Genomic DNA, 23,590 nt, shown 5'->3' on the forward strand with positions numbered 1-23,590 from the left:
CGGAAGCTACGGACGGGCGGGTCCCCTCGGCGGGGCCCGCCCGTCGGTGTGTGCGGGGCGCTCCCGGAGGAGTCAGGCGTGGGGTGCGGCCGTGCGGCCCACCACGATCATGGCGGCGTCGTCGTCGAGGTGTCCGCCGACGTAGCGCAGCAGGTCGGTGCGGAAGCGGCGCAGGAAGGCGTCGGGGTCGGTCCCGGTCCAGCCGGTGACGCGTTCGGCCAGCGGGTAGAACGTGCCGGCCGCGTCCCGGGCCTCGGTGACGCCGTCCGTGTACAGGAGCAGGAGGTCCCCCGGCGCGAAGGGGAAGGCGTCGAGGTGGTGCCGGGTGTCGGCGAGGCCGCCGAGGCCCAGCGGGGGCGAGGCGTGCCGGGCGGTGATCGTCGTGGCCCTGCCGTCGCGGACCACGATCGGCGGCGGGTGCCCGCAGGAGACCATCCGGACCTGGCCGTCCCGGTCGGGGATGTCCAGGACGGTGGCGGTGACGAAGGTTTCCTCGTCCTCCCCCGTCCCGCCGGGCTGGGCCAGGTCCCACCGGACGCTGCGGTCCAGCTCCGAGACCAGATCCCGCAGGTCTTCGCGGCGGTGGGCGGTGACGCGGAACGCGCCGAGCAGCAGGGCGGCCTCGTGGACGGCGGGCATGCCCTTGCCGCGCACGTCGCCGATGATCAGCCGGGTGCCGGAGGCGGTGCGCACGGCCGCGTAGAGGTCCCCGCCGATCTGGGCCTCGGCCTCGGCGGCGAGGTACAGGGAGGCGGTGCGCAGCGGGCCGAGCCGGCGGGGCAGTGGGGGCAGGACCACGCGCTGGGCGGCCTCGGAGACGTACCGGACCTGTTCCAGTTCCTTCGCCCGGCGCTCGCGCAGGACGCAGAAGACGACGAGGCTGACGCCGACCAGGACCAGGGCGATGATCTGGGCCTCGTGGTTGGCGGAGAAGAGTTCGGCGGGGTCGCGGACCACGGCGATGACCGTCTGGGCGATCACCGCGAGGGCGGCCACCGCGCCGACCGTCCGGGGGCCGCCGAACGACGGGGTCAGCGCCGGGGCGGCCACGAGCAGCGGGCCGAGGTGGATGTGGGGTGGCGCGAGGACGTCGACGACGGTCACCGCGACGATCCACACGACCGGGACGACGACGAGCGCGCGGCCCTCCCGTCCCGGCCGGCGAGCGCCTTCGACAGGCTGCGACATGCCTCCTCTCTACACCGCGCCTGTCCGCTCCGCACCAGCAGCGACGGGGGTGCGAGGCAATCCCCCTCAGGGGTGACTCCGCACCGACGAGTGAATCGAACAGGGCACACGACGGGCGCAGCCCGGACCTCGTCCCGCCACCACCCCGGCACTCGCACATACGTGCGGCGCCTCGCTCGGGGACGGCCGTGACGCCTTCTTGATCAGGCACGTTCTCCGGTCGCTCGTATCCGTCGACCCCTTCAGCGGAGGACCCGTGCACCCTTGTCCCTTCTCCGGCGCCGCAGCCCCGGCGTTCGATCACCCCGGTCCCGTGCCGTCGCCGGCCGCACGGCCGGTTGACGCGGCACCGCCCGGCGCCTGCCGCTCCCGCGCGCACGGGACCGCCCCCGCCGGCCTGGCCGAGGGCGGGCGCCGATGAGCCGGCGGCGGGCCGCCGTGCCCGGGCCGTCGGAGGCGCCCGGTCCCGAGCTGCGCTGCGGCCCCGCCGCGGCGGCGGAGCGGGAGGTGTCGCTCGGGCGGATGCTGCGGCGCATTCCGGCGGCGCTGGCCCGGACGGTACGGCTGGCCTGGTCGGTCGACCGGTGGATGGTGCTGGCCGTCCTCGGCTGCCAGCTGGCCGCCGGGGCGGGCACGGCGGTGACACTCGCCGCCGTCGCCCGTTCCATGGAGGTGCTGTTCGGCGCCGGGGACCCGGCCCGGACGGTTCGGGAGGCGGCGCCAGCGCTGCTGGTGGCGGCCGCGGCGACCGGGGCCGGAGCCGGGGCGCGGCTGGTCGCGGAGTGGGCGACCCGGCGTCTCAACCCGAAGATCGCCGGGGCGATGGAACTGGCCTTGGTCGACCTGCACATGCGGGCCGAGCCGGCCGCCTTCGACGATCCCGGCTTCACCGACCGGAGCCGGGCGGCCGAGACCGGTGTGGGCCGGGCGATGGCGCTCACCGAGGACGCCAAGGCGCTGACGGAGGGGGCGGTGCAGCTGGCGGTGGCGGCCTCGGTGCTGACGGTGCTGCACCCCTTGCTCCTCGCCGTGCTGGCCCTGTCGGTGGTGCCGCGCGCTGTGGGCGGGGCGGTGGCGGCCCGCATCGACCACCAGGTCTTCGAGGCGTCGACCTCGGCGCGAACGACCCGGGACGTGATGCGCTGGTTCCTGACCACGCCGGACCTCGCGGACGAGTTGCGGGCCAACACGATGCGGCCGTACCTGTACCGCTGGTACCAGCAGATGTGCGAGCGGGTCGAGGGGCGCGCGCTGGCCGCCGCACCCCGGTTCCTGCGGGTGGGGGCGGTCGCGGCGGTGCTGGGCGGGGTGTGCACGGCTGGGCTGTGGGCGACGCTGGCGGGGCTGGTGCTGACCGGGCGGATGCCGGCCGCGACGGCCGGGGCCGCGGTGGTGGCGGCGCAGGGCGCGGGCCGGGCGCTGGGCAACCTGGTCCGGTACGGGGCGGCGCTCTTCCACGACGGCCTCTACCTGGACGGCTACCACCGGTTCGTCGCCGACGCCGGAGCCCGCCGGGTCCGCCGGGGCACCCGGGCGGTGGCGGCGCCGCGCGAGATCCGGCTGGAGACGGCCGGCTACACGCATCCGGGGGCGGAACGGCCCACGCTCGGCCCCCTCTCCCTGACCCTGCGGCGCGGCGAGGTCGTGGCCCTGGTCGGGGGCAACGGCGCGGGCAAGTCGACGCTGGTCCGGCTGGTCACGGGCCTGGTCACGGCGACGAGCGGCACGGTGCGCTGGGACGGCGCCGACCTCGCCCGGGCGGACGCCGAGTCGGTCTGGCGCCAGGTGGGCCTGGTCCCGCAGAACATCGGCAGGTGGCCGCTGACCGTACGGGAGAACCTCCACCTCGGACAGGCCGGGACGCCGGGGGACGAGGCGCTGTGGCGGGCGGCCCGGCGGGTCGGGATGGACGAGGCGGCCGGGCGGATGCCGCACGGCCTGGACACGCTGCTGGCACGCGCCCTGTGGGGCGGGCACGAGCTGTCCGGCGGGCAGTGGCAGCGGCTGGCCTGCGGCCGGGCCCTGCACCGCGCCCCTGGACTGCTGGTCCTCGACGAGCCGACCAGCGCCCTGGACGCCACCGGTGAGCAGCACGTCCTGGCGGCGGTCCGCGAGGGCGCCCGGGAGCGGATCACGCTGATGGTGACGCACCGGCTCGACCACGCCCGGCTGGCCGACCGGGTCGTGGTGCTGGCGGGCGGCCACGTGGTGGAGGACGGCGGTTTCGCGGAACTGGCCTCGGCCGACGGACCGTTCGCCCGGCTCTGCGAGGAGGCGGCGCGGGTGGGCCGCTGACGCACGGCCGCCTCCGTACGCGGGTGCCGGTCGGCGCGTACGGAGGCGGCGGGCAGAAGGAAGCCCCGGCCGGGACGGGGGAATCACGGCCGGGGCGGATCAGGGTGGGGGCGGGCGGCGGTCGCCTCGCGGCGAAAGGCTCCACAGGGCTTCAGCCGAACGATCGTCCCTGTGGGCGGAGGACGGGCCCGGGGACACTGTCCGTCCGCTCCCACGGTTGGTTCAACTATGAACCATCTCCGAATGTTCCTGCACACCGGGGTCCCCTCGGTGAGGTGCGCCACTCCCGCGACGTGGAGGCCGGCGCCCGCTGCCGGGCACGGGCCGACGCGGCAGGTCATGGCGGGTACTAGCGTGTCTCCCATGAGCCGTTCCGCGTCGTCTGCTTCGTCCCCCTCCCCCCCCCCCCCCCCCCGGGGGCGGGGGGGGGCGGGGGGGGGGTCTGACCCTGTCGTGGCCCGGCGGGGTGGTGCCCGAGGCGGCCGCGGGCGGGGCCGCCGTGGTGACCGGGGTCTTCGATCTGCTGCACGTGGGGCACGTGCGGTTCCTGGCGGCGGTGCGGGAGCGGGGGCTGCCGCTGCTGGTGGGGGTCGAGGACGACCGGCGGACGCGCGGCTGGAAGGGCCCGGCGCGCCCGTTCCAGCCGGAGGAGGAACGGGCGGAACTGCTGCGGGCCCTGCGCCCGGTCGACGGGACCTTCCTCGTCCACGGCGACCCCTCGGTGACGGAGTGGACCGCCTACACGGCGCTGCTGGCCCCGCTCGCCCCCGGCGCGATGGCCTGGACCGCGCACGACCCGTACACGGAGCAGAAGCGCCGGGCCGCGGCCGGGCTGGGGGCGCGGGCCTGGGAGATCGCCGAGACCCCGGACCGTTCGACGACGCGGATCGTCAGCGGCCGGATGCCGGGCTGACCGGTCAGGGACGTCCGGCCGCGCCGATGACCTCGGCGGCGGGCGGCGGTCCGGGCGGGGTGCCGTCGCCGAACGGGTGGCCGCCCAGCTCCTCGCGGTGGTGGGGCGAGAGCCAGCCGGTGAGGTCCGGGCCGAGCGGGACGATGCCGGTCGGGTTGATCCCGGTGTGCACCTGGTAGTAGTGGCGCTTGATGTGGTCGAAGTCGACCGTGTCGCCGAACCCGGGGGTCTGGTAGAGGTCCCGGGCGTACGCCCAGAGCACCGGGTCCTCGGTGAGCTTCTCCCGGTTGCACTTGAAGTGGCCGTGGTAGACGGCGTCGAAGCGGACCAGGGTGGTGAAGAGCCGGATGTCGGCCTCGGTGATGGTGTCGCCGACCAGGTAGCGGCGGCCCGCCAGCCGCTCGGAGAGCCAGTCGAGCCGGCGGAAGAGGGCCCGGTACGCCTCGGCGTACTCCTCCTGGGTGGAGGCGAACCCGGCGCGGTAGACGCCGTTGTTGACGTCCTGGTAGACGGCGTCCATCACCTCGTCGATCTCCTCGCGCAGCCGCTCCGGGTAGAGGTCCGGGGCGCCGTCGCGCTGGAGGTCGGTCCACTGGGTCTCCAGGTCCAGGGTCATCTGCTGGTAGTCGTTGGTGACCAGTTCGCCGCTGGGGACGTCGACGATCGCGGGGACGCTGATCCCGCCGTCGTACTCCCGCTCGCGGGCGCGGTACGCCTCGCCGAGGTAGCGGATGCCGAGGACCGGGTCGACGCCGTCGGGGTCGAGGGTGAAGCGCCAGCTCCGGTCGTCCTGGAGCGGGTCGGTGACGCCGAGGGAGAGGGCGTCCTCCAGGCCGAGCAGGCGCCGGACGATCAGGGCGCGGCTGGCCCAGGGGCAGGCGCGGCTGACGACCAGGCGGTAGCGGCCGGCCTCGACGGGCCAGCCGTCGCGGCCGTCGGCGGTGATGCGGTCGGCGAAGTGGCTGCGGGCCCGTTTGAAGGGCTTGTGGCCGTACTCGGCGTTGCCGCTGGGGTCGGCCGCGGGGGTGGTGGCGGGGCTGCTCATCGCCGGGCTCCTTCCGGTGGGGGGCGGTGGCGGGGACGGTCATCATCGTTCCCCGCCGGCGGTGTTCGTGGCTCCTCCCCACCCGTCCGGGGGAACATACGCGTCCTGTTCCCGGGCGCGTCCGGACGGGAGGGCGAGCGGTCAGGGGGTGGCGGGACCGCCGGTGCCGTGGCGGACCTCCCGGCGGCCGGCGGCGACGTCGGCCACCGCGGCGATCAGGGCGGCGACGACGAAGGCGACGGAGACGATCAGGCCGCGGTCGTAGGCGTCGGCCCAGCCGTCCGGGCCGACCTGGGCGAAGAAGACGGCACCGACGGCGGCGATGCCGACGGCCGAGCCGACCCGCTGCCCGGTCTGGAGGGTGCCGCCGGCCGATCCGGCGGTGTGCACGGGGACCTCGGAGAGGGTGAGGGTCTGGTTGGGGGCGATGACCAGGCCGCTGCCGAGTCCGGCGAGGAGCAGTGGCAGCGCCATCGCCCAGCCCGCGTTGGTGCCGGGGACCAGGTGTACGGCGAGCGCGGTGAAGGCCAGTCCGGCGGCGACCATGGCGAGCCCGACGACCACCAGGGGCCGGCCGAACCGGGAGACGAGGCGGCCTCCGGTGCCGGCCGCGAGCCCCGAGCCGAGGGCGAACGGGGTGATGGCGATGCCGGCCTGGAGGGCGGTGTACTCCAGGCCGACCTGGAGGTAGAGCGTGGTGATGAAGAAGATCGAGGTGAACCCGGCGAAGTACAGCAGGATCAGCAGACAGCCCAGCCAGTACGAGCGCACCCGGAAGAGCGAGAGGGTGACGACGGGCTGGAAGCCGCGGCGCGAGCAGCGGTGTTCCCAGAGCAGGAAGAGGGCGAGGAGGGCGGCCGAGACCGGGAGCAGCAGCCATTTGCCGTTGCCGCTCCACTGCTGGGACTGGACGAACGGCAGGAGCAGGGCGACGATCCCGAGGCCGAGCAGGACGACGCCGACCGGGTCGAGGTCGCGCAGCCGTACCCGGCCCGCGTGCGGGGTGTCGGGGAGCAGGCGCCGGGCGAGCAGGACGCAGACGATGCCGAGCGGCAGGTTGACGTAGAAGACCCAGCGCCAGCCCTCCTGGTGGCCGGCGGCCTGGATGAGGAGGCCGCCGAGGAGCGGGCCGACGGCGGTGGAGATGCCGACGACGGTGCCGAACATGCCGAAGGCGCGGCCCCGTTCGCGGCCCCGGAACATCTGCTGGATGAGGGCGGAGATCTGCGGGGCGATCAGGCCGCCCGCGACGCCCTGCACGAGGCGGGCGATGACCAGCCAGGTGCTGTTCTGCGCGGCGCCGCAGGCGGCCGAGGAGAGGGTGAAGAGGATCAGCCCGGCGATGAAGACGGTGCGCCGGCCCCGGGCGTCGCCGAGGCGTCCGGCCGGGATGAGGAAGAGGCCGAAGGCGAGGGCGTAGCCGGAGAGGACCCACTGGAGGTCGGACTCGGGGGTGTTCAGGCCCTCGCGGATGGAGGGCAGCGCGACGTTGACGATGGAGACGTCGAGGAGCGTCATGAACCCCGCGACGAGGCAGACGCCGAGCGCCCGCCAGCGCCGTGGATCGGGCTCGTACTCCTCGGGCGCGTGCTGCTGCTGACTCACCGGGCTTGCCCCCTGTGTGTCGGACGGTGCGGCCGGGGGGCCGCCCCCTCGTCGCACCCTAGTGGGGGTGCGGCGATTCTTCGCGCCGGGCGGGGCGTGCGGGGGCGGCCGGGCCGGTCGGCCGGCTCAGTGGGGACGGTCGCCGACGACGGCGACGCGTTCGGCGACGCGCCGGTGGCCCGCGTAGTCGCCGGAGGCGTAGTGCTGGGTGGCCCGGTTGTCCCAGAAGGCGACGTCACCGGCGCGCCAGTGGAAGCGGACCTGGTACTCGGGGACGTGGGCCTGCTGGAAGAGGAGGCGCAGCAGCCGGTCGCTCTCCTCCTGGGGGAGGCCGGTGATGCGGGTGGTGAAGGAGGTGTTGACGAAGAGGGTGCGGCGGCCGGTCACCGGGTGGCGGCGGACCACGGGGTGCTCGACGGGCGGGAAGGTGGACTGGAAGGCGGCGAGGTGCCCGGCGGAGGTGAAGCGGGCGAAGCCGGGGAGGTAGTCGTGGACGGCGCGCAGCCCCTCGACGCGCTCCCGCACCTCCTCGGGCAGGTTGTCGTAGGCGGCCGCCATGTCGGCCCAGAGGGTGTCGCCGCCGTACGGGGGGACCTCGCGGAGCTGGAGGACGGCGCCGAGGGCGGGGTTCTCGCGGAAGGTGGTGTCGGTGTGCCAGACGTTCTCGAAGGTGGGGACCTGGCTGCGGTCGAAGCGGACCACGTCCTCGGCGTCGCCGGTGGCCAGCAGCGGGTTGGTCTCCAGCTCGCCCCAGTTCCGGGCGAAGTCGCGCTGGGCGGCGGAGGTGAGGTGCTGGCCGCGGAAGAAGAGAACCTTCCACTCCAGCAGGGCCCGGTCGAGTTCGGCGCGGACGGCTGCGGTGAGCGGCCGGGAGAGGTCGAGCCCGCGGATCTCGGCGCCGATGAGCGGGCCTTGCGGGACGAGGGTGAACCGCTCGTACGGCCGGTCCTCGGCGCCCTCGGCGAGGCGCCGCAGGAGGCGGGGGCCCTCGTGGATGCCGTCGGCGGGGATGCGGTGGTCGCGCAGGAGCGGGCGGGCGGGCGTGGTGGTGGTCGGTTCCGCGGTGATGCTCATCGGTCGGTCTCCCTCTGCTCGGAGCCGCGCACGCGGGCGCGCGGCATGGTGGGGCGGTACCGGTCCCGCGCGGGGAAAGTAAGGTTGGCGGGCCTCACGGACGCACGGGTCCGGGGCGGGCTTCCTGGCCGCGGCGGGGGTGCCGGGATCAGCTACAGGAAGGGGCCGGGGGCGAGCCCACCCGGCCACGGCGGTGCAGCGGGCTGAGCCCGAGTCGTACCCCGTGCGCGCAGGAGGCGCGGAAGGGCGCGTCCTGGGTGCGGAGTCGGGGCTGCTGCATGGCCGCACCGTACCGCAGGGCCGTGGGGGTGCGGCAGGGGGTCTCAGCGGGCGGACCCGGCGAGGCGGGCGGCGAGGCGGAAGACGTCGGTGGCCATCTGAAGGGTGAGGCGGCCGGTGGAGGTGTTGCGGGGGCTGGGGTGGTAGCAGCCGAGGAGGTGGAGCGGGCCGTCGGGGCCCTCGATCCGGGCGTGCGCGCCGTGGCCGAAGGCCGGGCGGGGCCTGGGCAGGACGTATCCGGCGGCGGTGAGGACGGGCATCAGGGCCTGCCAGCCGAAGCCGCCGAGGACGACGGCGGCGCGCAGGGTGGGGCCGAGCAGGTCGAGTTCGCGGGCCATCCAGGGGCGGCAGGTGTCGCGTTCGGCGGGGGTGGGGCGGTTGTCGGGCGGGACGCAGTGGACCGGGGAGACGAGGCGGGTGCCGTACAGCCGCTGGCCGTCGTCGCGGCTGTGGGAGTACGGCAGCGCGGCCAGGTGCGCGGCGTGCAGGGCGGCGAAGAGGAAGTCGCTGGTGGGGTCGCCGGTGAACAGGCGCCCGGTGCGGTTGCCGCCGTGCGCGGCGGGGGCGAGCCCGATGACGGCGAGGGAGGCGTCGGCCGGCCCGAAGCCGGGGACGGGCCGGGCCCAGTACGTCTCGTCGCGGTACGCGGCACGGCGTACCCGGCCGACCTCCTCGCGCCAGGCCACCAGCCGGGGGCAGGCCCGGCAGCCGGTCAGCCGGGTGTCCAGGACCTCCAGGTCCGGGGCGCCGGGGGCGCGGAGCGCCGGGTAGTCGCGGTCGTCCGGGTGGGGGGCGGCGGGGCGGGGCATGCGGCCACCGTAAGGCGGCGGGCGGGCCGCCGCCCGGGGGCGGGTGTACTCGCGGCGGATGCGCCGAGCGGCGAAGATGGCGGCGGACCCCGGTGGACGAGGAGAAGGAGAAGGCGGATGGCCCACGAGCGTGCGGGAGAGACGGCACGGCCCGAGGATCTGGTCGACGTACCCCGGCTGGTGACGGCCTATTACGCGCTGCGGCCCGACCCGGGGGACCCGGCTCAGCAGGTCACGTTCGGCACCTCGGGCCACCGGGGTTCCTCGCTGGCCTCGGCGTTCAACGAGGCGCACATCGCCGCCACCGCCCAGGCCATCTGCGAGTACCGGGCGCTCCAGGGCACCGACGGGCCGCTCTACCTGGGCGCCGACACGCACGCGCTGTCGGAGCCGGCCCGGGTGACGGCCGTCGAGGTGTTCGCCGCCAACGAGGTGCGGGTGCTCCTGGACCTGAACGACGGGTACACGCCGACGCCCGCGGTGTCGCTGGCGATCCTGGAGTACAACCGGGGGCGCACCGGGCACCTGGCCGACGGGGTGGTGGTCACGCCCTCGCACAACCCGCCCACCGACGGCGGGTTCAAGTACAACCCGCCCAGCGGCGGCCCGGCGGCGGGCGAGGCGACCCGGTGGATCCAGGACCGGGCCAACGAGATCATCGCGGGCGGGCTGAAGGAGGTCCGGCGCGTCCCGTGGGAGCGGGCGCTGGCCGCGCCGACGACGGGCCGGCACGACTTCCTCAGCCAGTACGCCGACGCGCTGGAGTCGGTGGTGGACCTGGCGGCGGTGCGCAAGGCGGGCGTGCGGATCGGCGCCGACCCGCTGGGCGGCGCCTCGGTGGGGTACTGGGGCCGGATCGCCGAGCAGTACGGGCTGGACCTGACGGTGGTCAATCCGCGGACCGATCCGGCCTGGTCGTTCATGACGCTGGACTGGGACGGCAAGATCCGCATGGACTGCTCGTCGCCGTACGCGATGGCCTCGCTGATCGAGGGGCGCGACCGGTTCGCCATCGCCACGGGGAACGACGCCGACGCCGACCGGCACGGCATCGTCACGCCGGACGGCGGGCTGATGAACCCCAACCACTACCTGGCGGTGGCGATCGGCTACCTCTTCGAGCACCGCGAGCGGTGGCCGGCCGCCACCGGCGTCGGCAAGACCCTGGTCTCCTCCTCGATGATCGACCGGGTCGCCGCCGACCTCGGCCGGGAGCTGGTCGAGGTGCCGGTGGGGTTCAAGTGGTTCGTGGACGGGCTGCTCGACGGCTCGCTCGGCTTCGGCGGGGAGGAGTCGGCGGGCGCCTCCTTCCTGCGCCGGGACGGTTCGGTGTGGACCACCGACAAGGACGGCATCATCCTGGCGCTGCTCGCCTCGGAGATCCTCGCGGTGACCGGCAGCAGCCCCTCCGAGCGGTACGCGGAGCTGACCGCCCGGTTCGGCGCCCCGGCGTACGCGCGGATCGACGCGCCGGCCACCCGCGAGGAGAAGGCGGTCCTCGCGCGGCTCTCGCCGGAGCAGGTCACGGCGGACACGCTGGCCGGGCAGCCGGTCACCGGGGTGCTCACCGAGGCCCCGGGCAACGGCGCGCCGATCGGCGGCATCAAGGTGACGACGGCCGACGCCTGGTTCGCCGCCCGGCCCTCGGGGACCGAGGACGTGTACAAGATCTACGCCGAGTCGTTCCTCGGCGAGCAGCACCTCGCCGAGGTCCAGGACGAGGCGAAGGCCTTGGTGCGGGCGGCCCTGGACGGCTGACCCCCGGTCCCGCGGGCGTCCCCTTCCTCGCGAGGGGGCGCCCGGGGGCACACCGAGGTCGCACGGGGAGCGCGGCGCGTAACCGGCGGGCGGGGCGGGGAGGGTGTGCCCGTCCGGTCGGTCGGCGAGGGGAGACGCGGTGGCGGGTGCGTGCGGGGACGGGGCGTCGCGGTGAGGTGGCCGGGGAGGAAGCAGTCCCCGAAGGACGACCCGACGGACGAGGACCCGGGGCGGCAGCGGGTGTCGGCCTCGGAGGAGGAGCTGTTCGGCGGCCCGCTCCGGTACGACACGGGCTGGTCCCGCCACGAGTACGCCTTCGAGGGGCAGACCCTGGGGGCCACGCTGCGGGCCTTCCCCGGGATGGTGGCGGGCACGCTGCGGCTGGCGGCGCGGGCCGACCGGCGGGCGCTGTGGACGGTGGGCGCGGCCGAGGTGGGGCAGGGCGTGGCGGCGGCGGTGGGGCTGGTCCTGGTCAACCAGGTGCTGGGGGCGCTCCTCGGCACGGGTGAGGTGGCCGGCCGCCTGCACGGCGCGCTGCCGGCGCTGGTGGCGGGCGGGGTGGTGGCCGTCGTCGGGGCGCTGCTCGCCTCGCTGTCGACCGCGGCGACGGGCCGGCTGGAGCCGAAGGTGGAGCGGACCGCCAACGAGCGGTACCTGAGCGCGGTCGTGGCGGTGGAGCTGGAGGCGGTGGAGGACGGCGAGTTCCGGCGGCTGATCGACGTCGCCGACCTCGGCGCCTCCTCGGCCCGGCGGATGGTGGGGCAGGGCGTCTCCACGGTGAACAGCCTGCTGTCGCTGCTGGCGGCGGCGGGCGTGCTGACCGTCCTGCACCCGGTGCTGCTGCCGATGCTGGTGCTGATCGCGGCCCCGCGCGGCTGGGGCGCGATGCGGGTGACGCAGCGCCGGTACGCCTCGGTGATGCTCTGGGTGGAGCACCGCAGGGCCAGCAGCCTGATCGGCCGTCACCTGACCTCGCGGGAGTCGGCGCCGGAGATCCGGGTGCACGGGGCGGGCGCGTTCCTCCTGCGGCACTTCCGCTCGATGGCGGCCAACGCCGAGGCGGAGCAGGCGAGGCTGGCGCGGGAGCGGGCGGGGACGGAGCTGGCGGCGGCCGCGCTCTCGGGGCTGGCGATGGTGGTGACCTGGGTGGCGCTGGGGCTGCTGGTGGTGTCGGGGCGGGTCGATCTGGCGGTGGCGGGCACGGCGGTGGTGGCGATCCGCACCGGGTCGGCGACGCTGGGGGCGCTGGTGGTGAGCCTCAACAACCTGACCGAGGAGTCGCTGTACGTCGCCGACCTGGAGAACTGCGTGGCGCGGGCGGCGGAGCGGGCCATCCCGGTGGGCGGGGCGGCGCTGCCCGCCAAGGTGGCGGAAGTGCAGTTCGAGGAGGTGCGGTTCGGCTATCCGGACCGGGCGGAGCCGGTGCTCGACGGGGTGTCGCTGCGGGTGCGGACCGGCGAGGTGACGGCGGTGGTCGGGGAGAACGGCGCGGGCAAGTCCACCCTGATGAAGCTCCTCGCGGGGCTCCTGCTGCCGGCCTCCGGCCGGGTGCTGTGGGACGGGGTGGATCTGCGCGAGGCCGACCGGGCCCAGGTCTTCGCCCAGGTCGGCCTGGTCACCCAGGACTTCGAGCGGTGGCCGATGACGGCCGGGACCAACATCCGGATCGGCGCCCCGGACCGGCCGGGCGGTGCCGCGGAGGTCCACGAGGCGGCCCGGGCGGCGGGCGCGGGCCCGCTGGTCGACGGGCTGCCGCGCGGCCTCGACACGCTGCTGTCACGGGTCTTCAAGGGCGGCAGCGACCTCTCCGGCGGCCAGTGGCAGCGCATCGGCCTGGCCAGGGCCGAGTACCGCGACGCCCGTTTCCTGCTGGTGGACGAGCCGACCTCGGCGCTGGACCCCGAGGCGGAGATCGCCGCCTTCGACCGCATCCGGGGCCTGGCCGGGCCCGACCGCGCGGTGGTGCTGGTGACCCACCGGATGGCGGCGGTCCGCCGGGCCGACCGGATCTACGTGCTGGACGGCGGACGGGTCGCCGAGGAGGGCACCCACGACCAGCTCCTCGCGGCGGGCGGCCGGTACGCCGCGATGTACGCGGCGCAGGCCGCGCAGTACGGGCCGGGCCCACAGAGCCCGCAGGCGCTGCCGCTCCCCCGCCGGAGCGGACCGGCGGCGCCGCCCGCCCCAGCCGGATCGAGCAGGTGAGCGATGGCATAATCCGGCTGACCGGGGCCCACCTGGCCGGTCGTGACGCACCTGGCGTGGCACGTCAGGGAGTTGAGCGGCCCTCAGGAGCGCACCGGTGGCCGGGCCGGCGTCCGGCCGGTACCGCGTCCCATACCTCCGAGCCCCACCGGAGCAGCCCATGACGGCAACGCCCAAGCCCGTGATCGACACCAGCCGGCCGCACCCGGCCCGGGTCTACGACTGGCTTCTCGGCGGCAAGGACCACTACCTCGTCGACCAGGAGGTCGGGGAGAAGCTCCCGGCCGAGGCGCGGGGCAACGCCGCGCGCAACCGCGCCTTCATGCACCGGGCGGCCGCCTGGCTGGCCGGGCAGGGCGTCGACCAGTTCCTCGACATCGGCACCGGCATCCCCACCGAGCCCAACCTCCACCAGATCGTCCAGGCCCTCATCCCCTCGGCCCGGGTGGTCTACGCGGACAACGACCCGATCGTGCTGCGCCACGCCGAGGCCCTGCTGGTCAGCACCGAGGAGGGCGCCACCGACTACATCCAGGCCGACGTCCGCGACCCCGAGGCGATCCTGGCCCACGCCCGGTCGGTCCTGGACTTCGACCGGCCGGTCGCCCTCTCGCTCATCGCCCTGCTCCACTTCGTCCCGGACGGCGACGACCCGTACGGCGTCACGCGGGCGCTGGTCGACGCGCTGCCGTCGGGGAGCTGGCTGGTCCTCTCGCACGGCACCGCCGACCAGCACCCCGAGCTGGAGAACGACACCAAGGACGCCTACAAGGAGGGCGCCATCCCGCTGCGGATGCGGTCCCGCGCCGAGGTCGAGCCGTTCTTCGCGGGGCTGGAGCTGGCGGAACCGGGGCTGGTGACGGCAACCGACTGGTACCGGGAGGGGCCCGCGCCGGTCAGTGAGCGCAGCGGGTTCTACGTGGGGGTGGCGCGGGTTCCGTAAAGGGCTCAGGCGGGGGCCGCCTCCCGGTGCCGCAGGCGGCGCAGCATCCGCGCGTCGCTGAAGCCGACGGCGCGGGCGGCGGTCTCGGCCGGGGTGCCCTGGCCGATGAGGTGGCGGGCGTGCTCCAGCCGTAGCTGCTGCTGGTAGCGGAGCGGGGTCAGGCCGCCGGTGGCGCGGGCGAAGAGGCGGGTCAGGGTGCGGGGGCTGACCCGGGCGGCGTCGGCGAGGTCGGCCAGGAGCAGGGGTTCGGCGAAGCGGGCGTCGATCAGGTCCTGGGTGCGGTGGACGGCGTCGTCGAGGTGGGCGCGGTGCCGGAGCATGACGCTGGCCTGCGGCTCGTGCCCGTTGCGGCGGGCGTGGACGACCATGCTGCGGGCGACCCGGGCGGCGAGTGCGGGGCCGTGGCGTTCGGCGAGCAGGTGGAGGGCGAGGTCGATGCCGCTGGCGATCCCCGCCGAGGTCACCACCCGGTCGTCGGTGGTGTACAGGACGTCGCGGACCACGGTGGCGCGGGGGTGACGGGCGGCCAGCTCGTCCTGGAGCTCGTGGTGGGTGGTGCAGCGCCGCCCGTCGAGCAGTCCGGCCTCGCCCAGCGCCCCGGCCCCCGAGCAGACGCTGGCGACGGTCCCGCCGGCCGCGTGGTGGGCGCGCAGCCGCGCCTGCGCCTCCGGCCCGAACCAGGGGCCGCCGCCCAGGCGGAGCGAGCGGCGGCCGGGGACGAGTAGCAGGTCACCGGCGCCCAGGCGGGGCCACTCGGTGGCGGCGGAGAGCGGCAGCCCCTGGGCGCTGACGACCTGCTCGCGCTCGGCGACGTAGCTGAGGTGGTACGGGTGTCCGAAGTCGGTGGCGGTACTGAAGACCTGGGCCGGTCCGGCCAGGTCGAGCAGGTGGACGCCGGGCAGCAGCAGGAGGACGACGTGGGTCACCCGGCCGATACTGCCAGTCCGCCGGCTCCCGCGGTGCGCTCGGCCGCTCTTTCGGCCTCCAGTTCGGCGACGGTGGCGATCCGGGCGAACCGGTCGCGGAGGACGGCCTCGGTGCGCTCCACGATCTGGGCGGCGCTGAAGCCGCCGACCCCGTCGGTGGTGGTGGCGTCGGTGACGAAGGTGATCGCGTACCCGAGGTCGCTGCCGATCCGCGCGGTGGTCTCGACGCACTGTTCGGTGCGGATGCCGCAGACGGTCAGCGCGGTGACGCCGGCCTCGGTCAGCAGGCGCTGGAGCTCGGTGGTGGTGAAGCAGTTGTGCGAGGTCTTGGTCAGGACGGGTTCGCCGGGCAGCGCCGGGGCCAGCTCGGCGAGCGGGCGGACGTGCCCGCGCTCGGGGTCGAAGACGTTGCCGGTGCCGGGCTCGGTGTGCAGGACGCGGACGACGAGGTCGCCCCGGTCGCGGGCGAGCGCCACCAGGCGGTCGACGGAACGGGCGATGTCCGGGTCGGCCATCCGGCTCCACTCGGGCCGGGCGCGGAAGGATTCCTGGACATCGACGACGATCAGGGCTCGGTTCATGGGAACCAGGGTGGCCTGCGGGGACCGCGCGGCGGCAGGCACGATCGGGGCGCGCTCCGGAACGATCCGGTCACGCCCCCCGGAGCCTTCCGGCGCGCCCGCCTCAGAGGATGATGATCGCGTAGGCCAGGAAGAACCCGGCGACCAGCAGGCTGACGACGATGATCGCCGTGAGCGGCCCCGCCGCCCAGCCGCTGGTGGGGTTCCAGGTCTCCTGGGGGCCGGTGCCTCCCACACCGTCCTCGGCCGGGGGTGTCTCCGTCGGGTGTGGCCCGCCACCGCCCCTCATTCCGGGGGTGACGCGCGGCTTCGCGGTGATCGCATGTGCACTCATGGGGTATTTGTACCCATTCGGCCCTGCTCTCATCGCACCCGGCCCCGGAAATCTCTCCCGCCTCGTCCGTGGCTTCTCCCCCGCCCGCGCCGCTCCGGGAAGGTGCCGCGCCTGCCGCGCCCGGGGTGCGCGCCCCGGCGGGCCGTCCCAGGATGGGCGCGACGGCCAGGGGCCGGTCCGGCGCCCGCCGGGGCCGCCCGGCGCCGCAGCCGACCCCGAGGGAGCCCCACATGATCACCGCGGAGACGACGACGGCACAGGTCCGCTCGGCGCTGCGCCGCGCCCTGCCGAAGAACGAGCGCCCCGGACTGGTGCTGCGCGCCATGGGGCGGCTGGAGCGGGCCTCCGTCCTGGACGCCGTCGCCGGGCCCCTGCGGCGCGGCGTGCAGGCGCTACCGCTCTCCCGCGCCACCCGCGACGCGCTGCACGGCAAGTGGCTCGGCCACCCCGTGCACCCGGTCATGGTGCAGGTCCCGGTCGGCGCCTGGCTCTCCTCCGCCGTCCTGGACCTGGTGCCGGGGGCGAAGGTGCCCTCACGGGTGCTGATCGCGGTGGGGCTGGCGGGGGCGGGACCGGCGGCGCTCACCGGCTGGGTGGACTGGGCGGACACGCACAAGGAGCAGCTGCGGGTCGGCCTCGTGCACGCCGTGCTGAACCAGGCCGGCGTCGTCTGCTACGCGGGCTCACTCGGCGCGCGGCTCATCGGCCGGGAGAAGACCGGGCGGTTGCTGGCGCTGGCCGGGCTCACCGCGATCGGCGCGGGCGGGGCGATCGGCGGTCACCTCGCCTTCCGCCAGGCGTCCGGCGCCAACCACACCGAGAGCTTCCCGCACCTGGTCTCGCCCGGCTGGCACAGCCTGGGCGAACTGGCCACCGTCCCGCTGGGGCGCCCGGAGCGGCGGATGATCGAGGACCTCGCGGTCCTGGTGGTACGGGACGCCGACGACACGCTCTCGGTCATCGCCGACCACTGCAGCCACCTCGGCGGCCCGCTCTCCGAGGGCACGATCAGCGACGGCTGCGTCACCTGCCCCTGGCACGGCAGCGTCTTCCGCCTCTCCGACGGCTGGAACGTCGAGGGCCCCGCCACCGCCCCGCAGCCCGCCTTCGACGTACGGGTCACCGACGGCGAGGTCGAGGTCCGGCTGCGCCGCGGCACCCCCCGCCGCAGCCGGCTGGCGCTGACCCGCAACCGCTGACCTCGGCCACCCCCTCCCCCGACGGGCCTCCCGCGTCCTAGACTTCGCTTCTTCGAGACGCGGTGCGACCATCGAACGCCCCGCCGTCCAGAGCCGATCCGACGGTGTGGGAGCGTACGTCCGTGTTCTACCAGCTGCTCAAATACGTCCTGCTGGGGCCGCTGCTGCGGCTGATGTTCCGGCCCCGCGTCGAGGGGCTGGAACACGTGCCGGAGGAGGGGGCGGCGATCGTCGCGGGCAACCACCTCTCCTTCGCCGACCACTTCCTGATGCCGGCGATCCTGCACCGCCGCATCACCTTCCTGGCCAAGGCGGAGTACTTCACCGGGCCCGGCGTGCGCGGACGGCTGACCGCCGCGTTCTTCCGCAGCGCCGGGCAGATCCCGGTGGACCGCTCGGGCCGCGAGGCGGGCCAGGCCGCCATCCGCGAGGGGCTCGGCGTCCTGGGCAAGGGCGAACTGCTCGGCATCTACCCGGAGGGCACCCGCTCGCACGACGGGCGGCTCTACAAGGGCAAGGTCGGGGTGGCCGCGATGGCGCTGCGAGCCGGGGTGCCGGTGATCCCGTGCGCCATGATCGGCACCTTCGAGGCGCAGCCGCCCGGCCAGAAGTTCCCGAGCCCGCGCCGCATCCGCATCCGCTTCGGGGAGCCGCTGGACTTCTCCCGGCACGCCGGGCTCGCCGACGAGAAGGCGGTCCTGCGCGCCGTCACCGACGAGATCATGACGGCCGTCCTCGCCCTCTCCGGCCAGGAGTACGTGGACCGGTACGCGTCCGAGGTCAAGGCCGAGGAGGACCAGCGCCGCAAGGAGAGCAGACGGGCCGGGGTCCGGCGGGGGAACTGAGCGGGACAGCGTCGGCCCCGCCGTAGAATTCGCCTGCACCCACCACGGGTCGGCACGGCACTGTGGCCGCGGACCACGCGACGCGGGTCCGGCATCCCGAGGAGGCACCCCCAGCCATGCAGATACGTTCCGCGACCGGTGAGGAGCTCGACGTCTTCGTCGACACGCTCCACACGGCCTTCGGGCTCTTCCCCAAGACCCCGGTCGACGGCGGCGGGCTGTGGTGGTCGGCGCTGGAGACGGACCGCTGCCTGCTGGCCTCCACCGCGGACGGGCGGCCCGTCGGCACCGCCGCCACCTACTCCTTCGAACTGACCCTGCCCGGGGGGACGGTCGTCCCGGCCGGCGGGCTGACCGCCGTCGGCGTCCTGCCCACCCACCGCCGCCGGGGCGTGCTCAGCGCGATGATGCGGCAGCAGCTCGCGGACCTGCGGGCGCGCGGCGAGTCGGTCGCCGTCCTGCTCTCCTCCGAGGCGCCGATCTACGGCCGCTTCGGCTACGGCCCGGCGACCTACACCTCCAAGCTGACCCTCACCCGCCACGAGGCCACGCTCGCCGTCCCCCGGGCGCGCGGTGCGGCGTCCGCGCCGGAGACCGGCTCGGTCGAGGTGGTGCGCAGGGACGGGTGCGGCGACCTCCTGGAGGAGGTCTACGACCGTTACCGGCGCGCCCAGCCCGGCGCGCTCTCGCGCCCGCACCGCTGGTGGGAGCGGCGCGCCGGCCAGCCGCCCGTCTCCCCGGCGCCGCGCCACATCGCCGTCCACCGGGACGCCGAGGGCACCCCGGACGGCTACGCCAGCTACGCGGTCGAGTCGGGCACCCTGACCGTGGACGAGATCATCACCACCGACGACGCCGTGTTCACCGCCCTGGTCCGCTACGTCCTCGGCCACGACCTGGTCTCCAAGGTGGTCCTGCGGCACGTCCCGGCCGACCACCCGCTGCGCTGGCAGCTGGCGGACTTCCGCGCCGCCGAGGTGGGCGGAGTCACCGACTGGCTCTGGGTGCGGCTCCTGGACGTGCCCGGAGCGCTCACCGCGCGCCACTGGGCCGCCGACGGCGAACTCGTCCTCGACGTGGACGACCCCTTCCTCGGCGAGCACGGCCGGTACCTGCTGACCGTCCGGGACGGCAAGGCCGACTGCGCCCCGACCGACCGCGCGCCCGGCCTCTCCCTGGACATCCGGGACCTGGGCTCCCTCTACCTGGGCGGCACCGCGCCGAGCACCCTCGTACGGGCCGGACACGTCACGGCCCACCAGCCGGGCGCCGCCGCCCTCGCCGACACCCTCTTCCGCACCGAGCGCGCCCCGCACTGCCTGCACTGGTTCTGAGGCGCACCGGCATCCTCAGGCGCCGGCCCCCAGCGCCGCCCCCGCCTCGTCCAGCAGCCGCCGCAGGAGGCGGGCGTCGGGGGCCAGCGCGGTGACCAGCACGGCCGGTCCCGCCAGCGGGGTGAGCGCGGCCGAACCGGTCTCCGCGGAGCCGAACAGCGCCGGCTCGAACGGCTTGTCGGCGAAGGCGGTGTCGACCACGACGAGCTGACCGAGCGCCCGCCGCCCGCCGAGCACCGCGGGCCCGTCCCAGCCGCCGGGGGCCCCGGGCCCGCAGGCGAGTTCCTGGTCGAGCAGGGTGCGCCCGTCGTGGCGCACCGTCAGGCGGCTGGTCAGGGTGCCGGCCGGCTCGCCGGTCCGGCCGAGGATCTGCTCCTCGCGCAGGACGAGCCGGCCGTCGCCCTCGACCTCGGCGCGGGTGGTGACCCGCAGGTCGCTCCCGGACGCCGAGATGAGCTGCTCCGGCGCCCAGACGAGGCGGGCGCCGGGCCCCACCGCGAGCGATACGCCGTACTCGGCGGGGCCGCCGCGCTGTCCGGGCAGGGCGAGGGTGGCGGCGGCCGAGCCGATCCGCAGCCGGGCGCCGGGGCCGGCGGTGGCGGTCACGGTCAGGCGGTCGCCGCCGAGCGGGCCGCTCATGGCGCCGACCAGCAGCACGCCCGCCTCGTCCGGGGTGCCCCGCACCCGGCGCAGTGCCAGCGGGCCGTCCCCCTGGAGGACGGGCAGGGCGGTGCCGCCCCGTCCGTCGGGACGGGCCCGGACGCGGGCGTGGGCGGTGACGCCGGCGCTCACGCCGTGGCCCGCCAGGCGGTGAGCTGCTCGCGTACCCAGGCGGCGACCGGTCCGACACCCTCGCCGGAGCGCAACGACTGGAGGATCACGGGGAGTTCGCCGCGCTGCTCCTTGGCGTCGGCGGCCATCCGGGCGAGGTCGGAGCCGACGTGCACGGCAAGGTCGGTCTTGTTGACGACGAGGAGGTCGGCCGTGGTGACGCCGGGCCCGCCCTTGCGCGGGATGTCGTCGCCGCCGGCCACGTCGATGACGAAGATCTGGGCGTCAGCGAGCCCCTTGGAGAAGGTGGCGGTCAGGTTGTCGCCGCCGGACTCGACGAGGACCAGGTCGAGCGGGCCGACGCTCTCCTCCAGGTCCTCGACCGCCTCCAGGTTGGCGGAGATGTCGTCGCGGATCGCGGTGTGCGGGCAGGCCCCGGTCTCCACGGCGGTGATCCGCTCGGGCGGCAGCACGGCCTCGCGGAGCAGGAACTCGGCGTCCTCGCGGGTGTAGATGTCGTTGGTGACCACGGCCAGTGCGTAACTGTCGCGCAGCGCGCGGCAGAGCGCGGCGACGGTCGCGGTCTTGCCGGAGCCGACCGGCCCGCCGAGCCCGATCCGCAGGGCACGCCGGGTGCCGTCGGGGCGGTGCGGGTCGGCGCTGTGGGTGTGGTGCGGCTGGAAGGGCGTGTCGTGGTCGAGGTGCACGGGGTACTCCGTTTCGGGTGCGGCCGGGCGGGCGTCGCGGGTCAGGAGGCGAAGAGGCGTACGGGGCGGGCCGCGTGGGCCTCGGCGCCGGTCTCCAGCAGCGGGGCGGAGGCGGCGGGCAGGGCGCCGGGGCCCTCGGCGGCGCAGCGGCGGGCCGCCTCGGCGGCGCGGGCGGCGACCTGGTCCAGCTCGGGTGCGAGGCGGGCGAGGACGGCGGTGGCGTCGAAGGGGTCGAGGGAGAGCAGGCGAACGGTGGCGGTGGCGGGGCCGCTGACGCTCTCGTAGGCGGCGGCGTGCGCCGCGTCGAGCGGGGTGAGGCCGGCGGCGCGAGCGGCGAGGCCGAGCACGACGGGCTGGTGGGCGCCGCGCGGCCGGGCGGCGGCCAGCGCGTCGAGCGCCGGGTCGGGCCAGGCCGCCCGGGCCGCGCGCATCAGCTGGCGGCCCAGCCGGCGGGCGGCGGTGCGCAGCGCCGGGGAGGGGGTGCGGGCGTCGGCCGCCTCGTCCAGGGCGAGCGGGTCGGTGCCGTCGGCGGCCGCCGCGGCGAGGGCGGCGGCGACCAGGCCGGCGGTGTGCAGGCGGCCCCGGCAGAAGGCGCCGAGATCCGCGGCGTCCCTGATCCGCCCGGCGCCCACCGCCTCCTCGGCGCCGCCGGAGTGGGCGTGGCCGCCCGCCGGGAAGCGGCCGTCGGCGAGGACCAGCAGGGCCGCGCGGCTCATGGGCAGCTCCTCAGAACAGGAAGTACCGCTGGGCGAGCGGCAGTTCGGCGGCGGGGGCGGGTTCGACCAGTTCGCCGTCGATGGTGACGGCGAAGGAGTCGGCGGCGACCTCGACCCGGGGCGTGGCGTCGTTCTCGCGCATGTCGGCCTTGGTGAGGCCCCGGGTGGAGCGGATGGCGGCGAACTTACGGCCGAGGCCGAGCCGTTCGGCGAGGCCGCCCTCCAGGGCGGTGGCGGTGGTGAAGTTGAGGGAGTTGGCGGTGGGCGCCTTGCCGAGGGCGCCGTACATGGGCCGGGGCAGCACGGGCTGCGGGGTGGGGATGGAGGCGTTGGAGTCGCCCATCTGGGCCCAGGCGATCTGGCCGCCCTTGACGACGAGGCGGGGCTTGACGCCGAAGAAGGCGGGGTCCCAGAGGACGAGGTCGGCGAGTTTGCCGGGTTCGACGGAGCCGACCTCGCGGTCGATGCCCTGGGCGACGGCCGCGTTGATGGTGTATTTGGCGACATAGCGACGGGCGCGGCGGTTGTCGGCGGCGCCGTCGCCGGGCAGCGCGCCCCGGCGGTTCTTCATCACGTGGGCGGTCTGCCAGGTCCGCAGGACGACCTCGCCGACCCGGCCCATGGCCTGGGAGTCGGAGGACATGATCGAGATGGCGCCGAGGTCGTGCAGGACGTCCTCGGCGGCGATGGTGCTGGGCCGGATACGGGACTCGGCGAAGGCGAGGTCCTCGGGGACGGCGGCGTTGAGGTGGTGGCAGACCATCAGCATGTCGAGGTGTTCCTCGACGGTGTTGACGGTGTGCGGCCGGGTCGGGTTGGTGGAGCTGGGCAGGATGTGCGGCAGCGAGACGGCGGTGATCATGTCGGGGGCGTGGCCGCCGCCCGCGCCCTCGACGTGGAAGGCGTGGATGGTGCGCCCGGCGATGGCGGCGAAGGTGTCGGCGACGAACCCGGCCTCGTTGAGGGTGTCGGTGTGGATGGCGAGCTGGGCGCCGGACTCCTCGCAGATGTCGAGGCAGGCGCTGATCGCGGCGGGCGTCGCGCCCCAGTCCTCGTGGATCTTGAAGCCGACGACGCCCGCGCGGACCTGGTCGCGCATCGAGGCGGCCGAGACGGTGTTGCCCTTGCCGAGGAAGCCGACGTTGACCGGGCTGTGCTCCATCGCCTCGAACATCCGGGCCAGGTGCCAGGCGCCCGGGGTGATGGTGGTGGCCTTGGTCCCCTCGGCCGGGCCGGTGCCGCCGCCGACCAGCGTGGTGATGCCGGAGGAGAGCGCCTCGTCGGTGATGCCGGGGCTGATGAAGTGGATGTGGGTGTCGATGCCGCCGGCGGTGAGGATCTTGCCGTTGCCCGCGATGATCTCGGTCTCGGGCCCGATGACCAGTTCCGGGTGGACGCCGTCCATGGTGTCCGGGTTCCCGGCCTTGCCGAGCGCGGTGATCCGCCCGTCGCGGATGCCGACGTCGGCCTTGACGATCCCCCAGTGGTCCAGGACGACGACGCCGGTGATGACGGTGTCGGGGGCGCCCTCGGCCCGGGTGGTGCGGGACTGGCCCATCGACTCGCGGATGACCTTGCCGCCGCCGAAGACCGCCTCGTCGCCGGAGGAGCCGGGGCCGCCGCTGCGGTCCTCCTCGATCTCGACGAACAGGGAGGTGTCGGCGAGCCGGAGGCGGTCGCCGGTGGTGGGGCCGAAGAGGTCGGCGTAGGCGGCGCGGGACAGCTCAGTCACGGGGGGCTCCGTTCTCGTCGGCCGCGTCGAGGGGGCCCGCGACGGCGCCGCGCAGCCCGGGGACGACACGGGCCCCGGCCAGCGGGACGAGGCGCACGTCGACGGGGATGCCGGGTTCGAAGCGGACGGCGGTGCCGGCGGCGATCTCCAGGCGCTTGCCGTGGGCGGCGGCCCGGTCGAAGTCGAGCCCGGGGTTGGCCTCGGCGAAGTGGTAGTGGGAGCCGACCTGGACGGGCCGGTCGGCGGTGTTGAGGACGGTCAGTTCGGTGACCGGCCGCCCTTCGTTGACCAGGACGGGGGTGTCGGCGTACAGGATCTCTCCGGGGATCAC

21 protein-coding genes are annotated in these 23,590 nt (G+C 75.4%); 8 read left to right on the forward strand and 13 right to left on the reverse strand.

Features of this window, described 5'->3' with window-relative positions; translation table 11 throughout:
- Positions 1-72 precede the first annotated feature (72 nt).
- Positions 73-1,188 (reverse strand): PP2C family protein-serine/threonine phosphatase, encoded by a 1,116-nt coding sequence (locus IF45_RS0102705; RefSeq protein WP_030305243.1) that lies wholly within the window; start codon positions 1,186-1,188, stop codon positions 73-75.
- Positions 1,189-1,695: 507 nt separating this feature from the next.
- On the opposite strand from IF45_RS0102705, the gene IF45_RS0102710 reads away from it, so the two are divergent.
- Positions 1,696-3,483: an ATP-binding cassette domain-containing protein gene (locus IF45_RS0102710; RefSeq protein WP_030305245.1), complete on the forward strand. Its 1,788-nt coding sequence runs from the start codon at positions 1,696-1,698 to the stop codon at positions 3,481-3,483.
- A 469-nt stretch (positions 3,484-3,952) separates the two neighbouring features.
- The gene (locus tag IF45_RS0102715) at positions 3,953-4,396 is read left to right on the forward strand and encodes an adenylyltransferase/cytidyltransferase family protein (RefSeq protein WP_018894020.1); all 444 of its coding nucleotides are present in this window, start codon (positions 3,953-3,955) and stop codon (positions 4,394-4,396) included.
- A 4-nt stretch (positions 4,397-4,400) separates the two neighbouring features.
- Here the strand turns inward: IF45_RS0102715 and IF45_RS0102720 are convergent, their stop codons facing one another.
- From IF45_RS0102720 to IF45_RS0102735, 4 genes are all read right to left on the reverse strand, one after another.
- Complete coding sequence (locus IF45_RS0102720; protein ID WP_010639679.1) at positions 4,401-5,441, reverse strand: glutathione S-transferase family protein; 1,041 nt, start codon at positions 5,439-5,441, stop codon at positions 4,401-4,403.
- A gap of 141 nt (positions 5,442-5,582) precedes the next feature.
- Complete coding sequence (locus IF45_RS0102725) at positions 5,583-7,046, reverse strand: MFS transporter (RefSeq protein ID WP_030305247.1); 1,464 nt, start codon at positions 7,044-7,046, stop codon at positions 5,583-5,585.
- A 126-nt stretch (positions 7,047-7,172) separates the two neighbouring features.
- Complete coding sequence (locus IF45_RS0102730) at positions 7,173-8,120, reverse strand: TauD/TfdA dioxygenase family protein (protein ID WP_030305248.1); 948 nt, start codon at positions 8,118-8,120, stop codon at positions 7,173-7,175.
- A 323-nt stretch (positions 8,121-8,443) separates the two neighbouring features.
- Complete coding sequence (locus tag IF45_RS0102735) at positions 8,444-9,208, reverse strand: uracil-DNA glycosylase (RefSeq protein WP_030305249.1); 765 nt, start codon at positions 9,206-9,208, stop codon at positions 8,444-8,446.
- A 117-nt stretch (positions 9,209-9,325) separates the two neighbouring features.
- On the opposite strand from IF45_RS0102735, the gene pgm reads away from it, so the two are divergent.
- The 3 genes from pgm to IF45_RS0102755 all read left to right on the forward strand — a co-directional run bounded on the left by pgm (position 9,326) and on the right by IF45_RS0102755 (position 14,114).
- Positions 9,326-10,966, forward strand: a complete 1,641-nt coding sequence (gene pgm, locus IF45_RS0102740) for a phosphoglucomutase (alpha-D-glucose-1,6-bisphosphate-dependent) (protein WP_030305250.1) — start codon at positions 9,326-9,328, stop codon at positions 10,964-10,966.
- Positions 10,967-11,206: 240 nt separating this feature from the next.
- Positions 11,207-13,171 (forward strand): ABC transporter ATP-binding protein, encoded by a 1,965-nt coding sequence (locus IF45_RS0102750; protein WP_030305252.1) that lies wholly within the window; start codon positions 11,207-11,209, stop codon positions 13,169-13,171.
- A gap of 160 nt (positions 13,172-13,331) precedes the next feature.
- Positions 13,332-14,114 (forward strand): SAM-dependent methyltransferase, encoded by a 783-nt coding sequence (locus tag IF45_RS0102755; RefSeq protein ID WP_003946806.1) that lies wholly within the window; start codon positions 13,332-13,334, stop codon positions 14,112-14,114.
- Positions 14,115-14,119: 5 nt separating this feature from the next.
- On the opposite strand, the gene IF45_RS0102760 is transcribed toward IF45_RS0102755, so the two are convergent.
- The 3 genes from IF45_RS0102760 to IF45_RS0102770 form a co-directional block, all read right to left on the reverse strand.
- The gene (locus IF45_RS0102760; protein WP_003946807.1) at positions 14,120-15,040 is read right to left on the reverse strand and encodes a GlxA family transcriptional regulator; all 921 of its coding nucleotides are present in this window, start codon (positions 15,038-15,040) and stop codon (positions 14,120-14,122) included.
- A complete protein-coding gene (locus IF45_RS0102765; RefSeq protein ID WP_030305254.1) occupies positions 15,037-15,621 on the reverse strand; it encodes a cysteine hydrolase family protein in 585 nt (194 codons plus the stop codon). Before IF45_RS0102765 ends, IF45_RS0102760 begins: the two co-directional genes overlap by 4 nt.
- A gap of 103 nt (positions 15,622-15,724) precedes the next feature.
- A complete protein-coding gene (locus IF45_RS0102770; RefSeq protein ID WP_003946809.1) occupies positions 15,725-15,955 on the reverse strand; it encodes a DUF6480 family protein in 231 nt (76 codons plus the stop codon).
- A 230-nt stretch (positions 15,956-16,185) separates the two neighbouring features.
- Here IF45_RS0102770 and IF45_RS0102775 point away from each other — a divergent pair, with 230 nt between their 5' ends.
- The 3 genes from IF45_RS0102775 to IF45_RS0102785 all read left to right on the forward strand — a co-directional run bounded on the left by IF45_RS0102775 (position 16,186) and on the right by IF45_RS0102785 (position 19,333).
- Positions 16,186-17,154: a Rieske (2Fe-2S) protein gene (locus IF45_RS0102775; RefSeq protein WP_008416811.1), complete on the forward strand. Its 969-nt coding sequence runs from the start codon at positions 16,186-16,188 to the stop codon at positions 17,152-17,154.
- A 122-nt stretch (positions 17,155-17,276) separates the two neighbouring features.
- Complete coding sequence (locus tag IF45_RS0102780) at positions 17,277-17,999, forward strand: lysophospholipid acyltransferase family protein (protein ID WP_003946811.1); 723 nt, start codon at positions 17,277-17,279, stop codon at positions 17,997-17,999.
- Positions 18,000-18,115: 116 nt separating this feature from the next.
- Complete coding sequence (locus IF45_RS0102785) at positions 18,116-19,333, forward strand: GNAT family N-acetyltransferase (RefSeq protein WP_030305256.1); 1,218 nt, start codon at positions 18,116-18,118, stop codon at positions 19,331-19,333.
- 15 nt (positions 19,334-19,348) lie between these two features.
- On the opposite strand, the gene IF45_RS0102790 is transcribed toward IF45_RS0102785, so the two are convergent.
- The 5 genes from IF45_RS0102790 to IF45_RS0102810 are packed head-to-tail and all read right to left on the reverse strand — an operon-like array spanning position 19,349 to position 23,590.
- The gene (locus tag IF45_RS0102790) at positions 19,349-20,125 is read right to left on the reverse strand and encodes an urease accessory protein UreD (RefSeq protein WP_030305258.1); all 777 of its coding nucleotides are present in this window, start codon (positions 20,123-20,125) and stop codon (positions 19,349-19,351) included.
- The gene (gene ureG, locus IF45_RS0102795; RefSeq protein ID WP_003946814.1) at positions 20,122-20,811 is read right to left on the reverse strand and encodes an urease accessory protein UreG; all 690 of its coding nucleotides are present in this window, start codon (positions 20,809-20,811) and stop codon (positions 20,122-20,124) included. The genes IF45_RS0102790 and ureG overlap by 4 nt, the downstream gene beginning before the upstream one ends.
- 41 nt (positions 20,812-20,852) lie before the next feature.
- Entirely contained in the window at positions 20,853-21,527 is a 675-nt protein-coding gene (locus IF45_RS0102800) for an urease accessory protein UreF (RefSeq protein WP_018471129.1), read from the reverse strand.
- Positions 21,528-21,537: 10 nt separating this feature from the next.
- A complete protein-coding gene (locus tag IF45_RS0102805; RefSeq protein WP_030305262.1) occupies positions 21,538-23,259 on the reverse strand; it encodes an urease subunit alpha in 1,722 nt (573 codons plus the stop codon).
- Positions 23,252-23,590 carry an urease subunit beta gene (locus IF45_RS0102810; protein WP_003946817.1) on the reverse strand — a complete coding sequence of 113 codons (339 nt, stop codon included), beginning with the start codon at positions 23,588-23,590 and terminating at the stop codon, positions 23,252-23,254. The genes IF45_RS0102805 and IF45_RS0102810 overlap by 8 nt, the downstream gene beginning before the upstream one ends.

It is taken from the genome of Streptomyces albidoflavus (genome assembly GCF_000719955.1).
Taxonomy (GTDB): domain Bacteria; phylum Actinomycetota; class Actinomycetes; order Streptomycetales; family Streptomycetaceae; genus Streptomyces; species Streptomyces albidoflavus.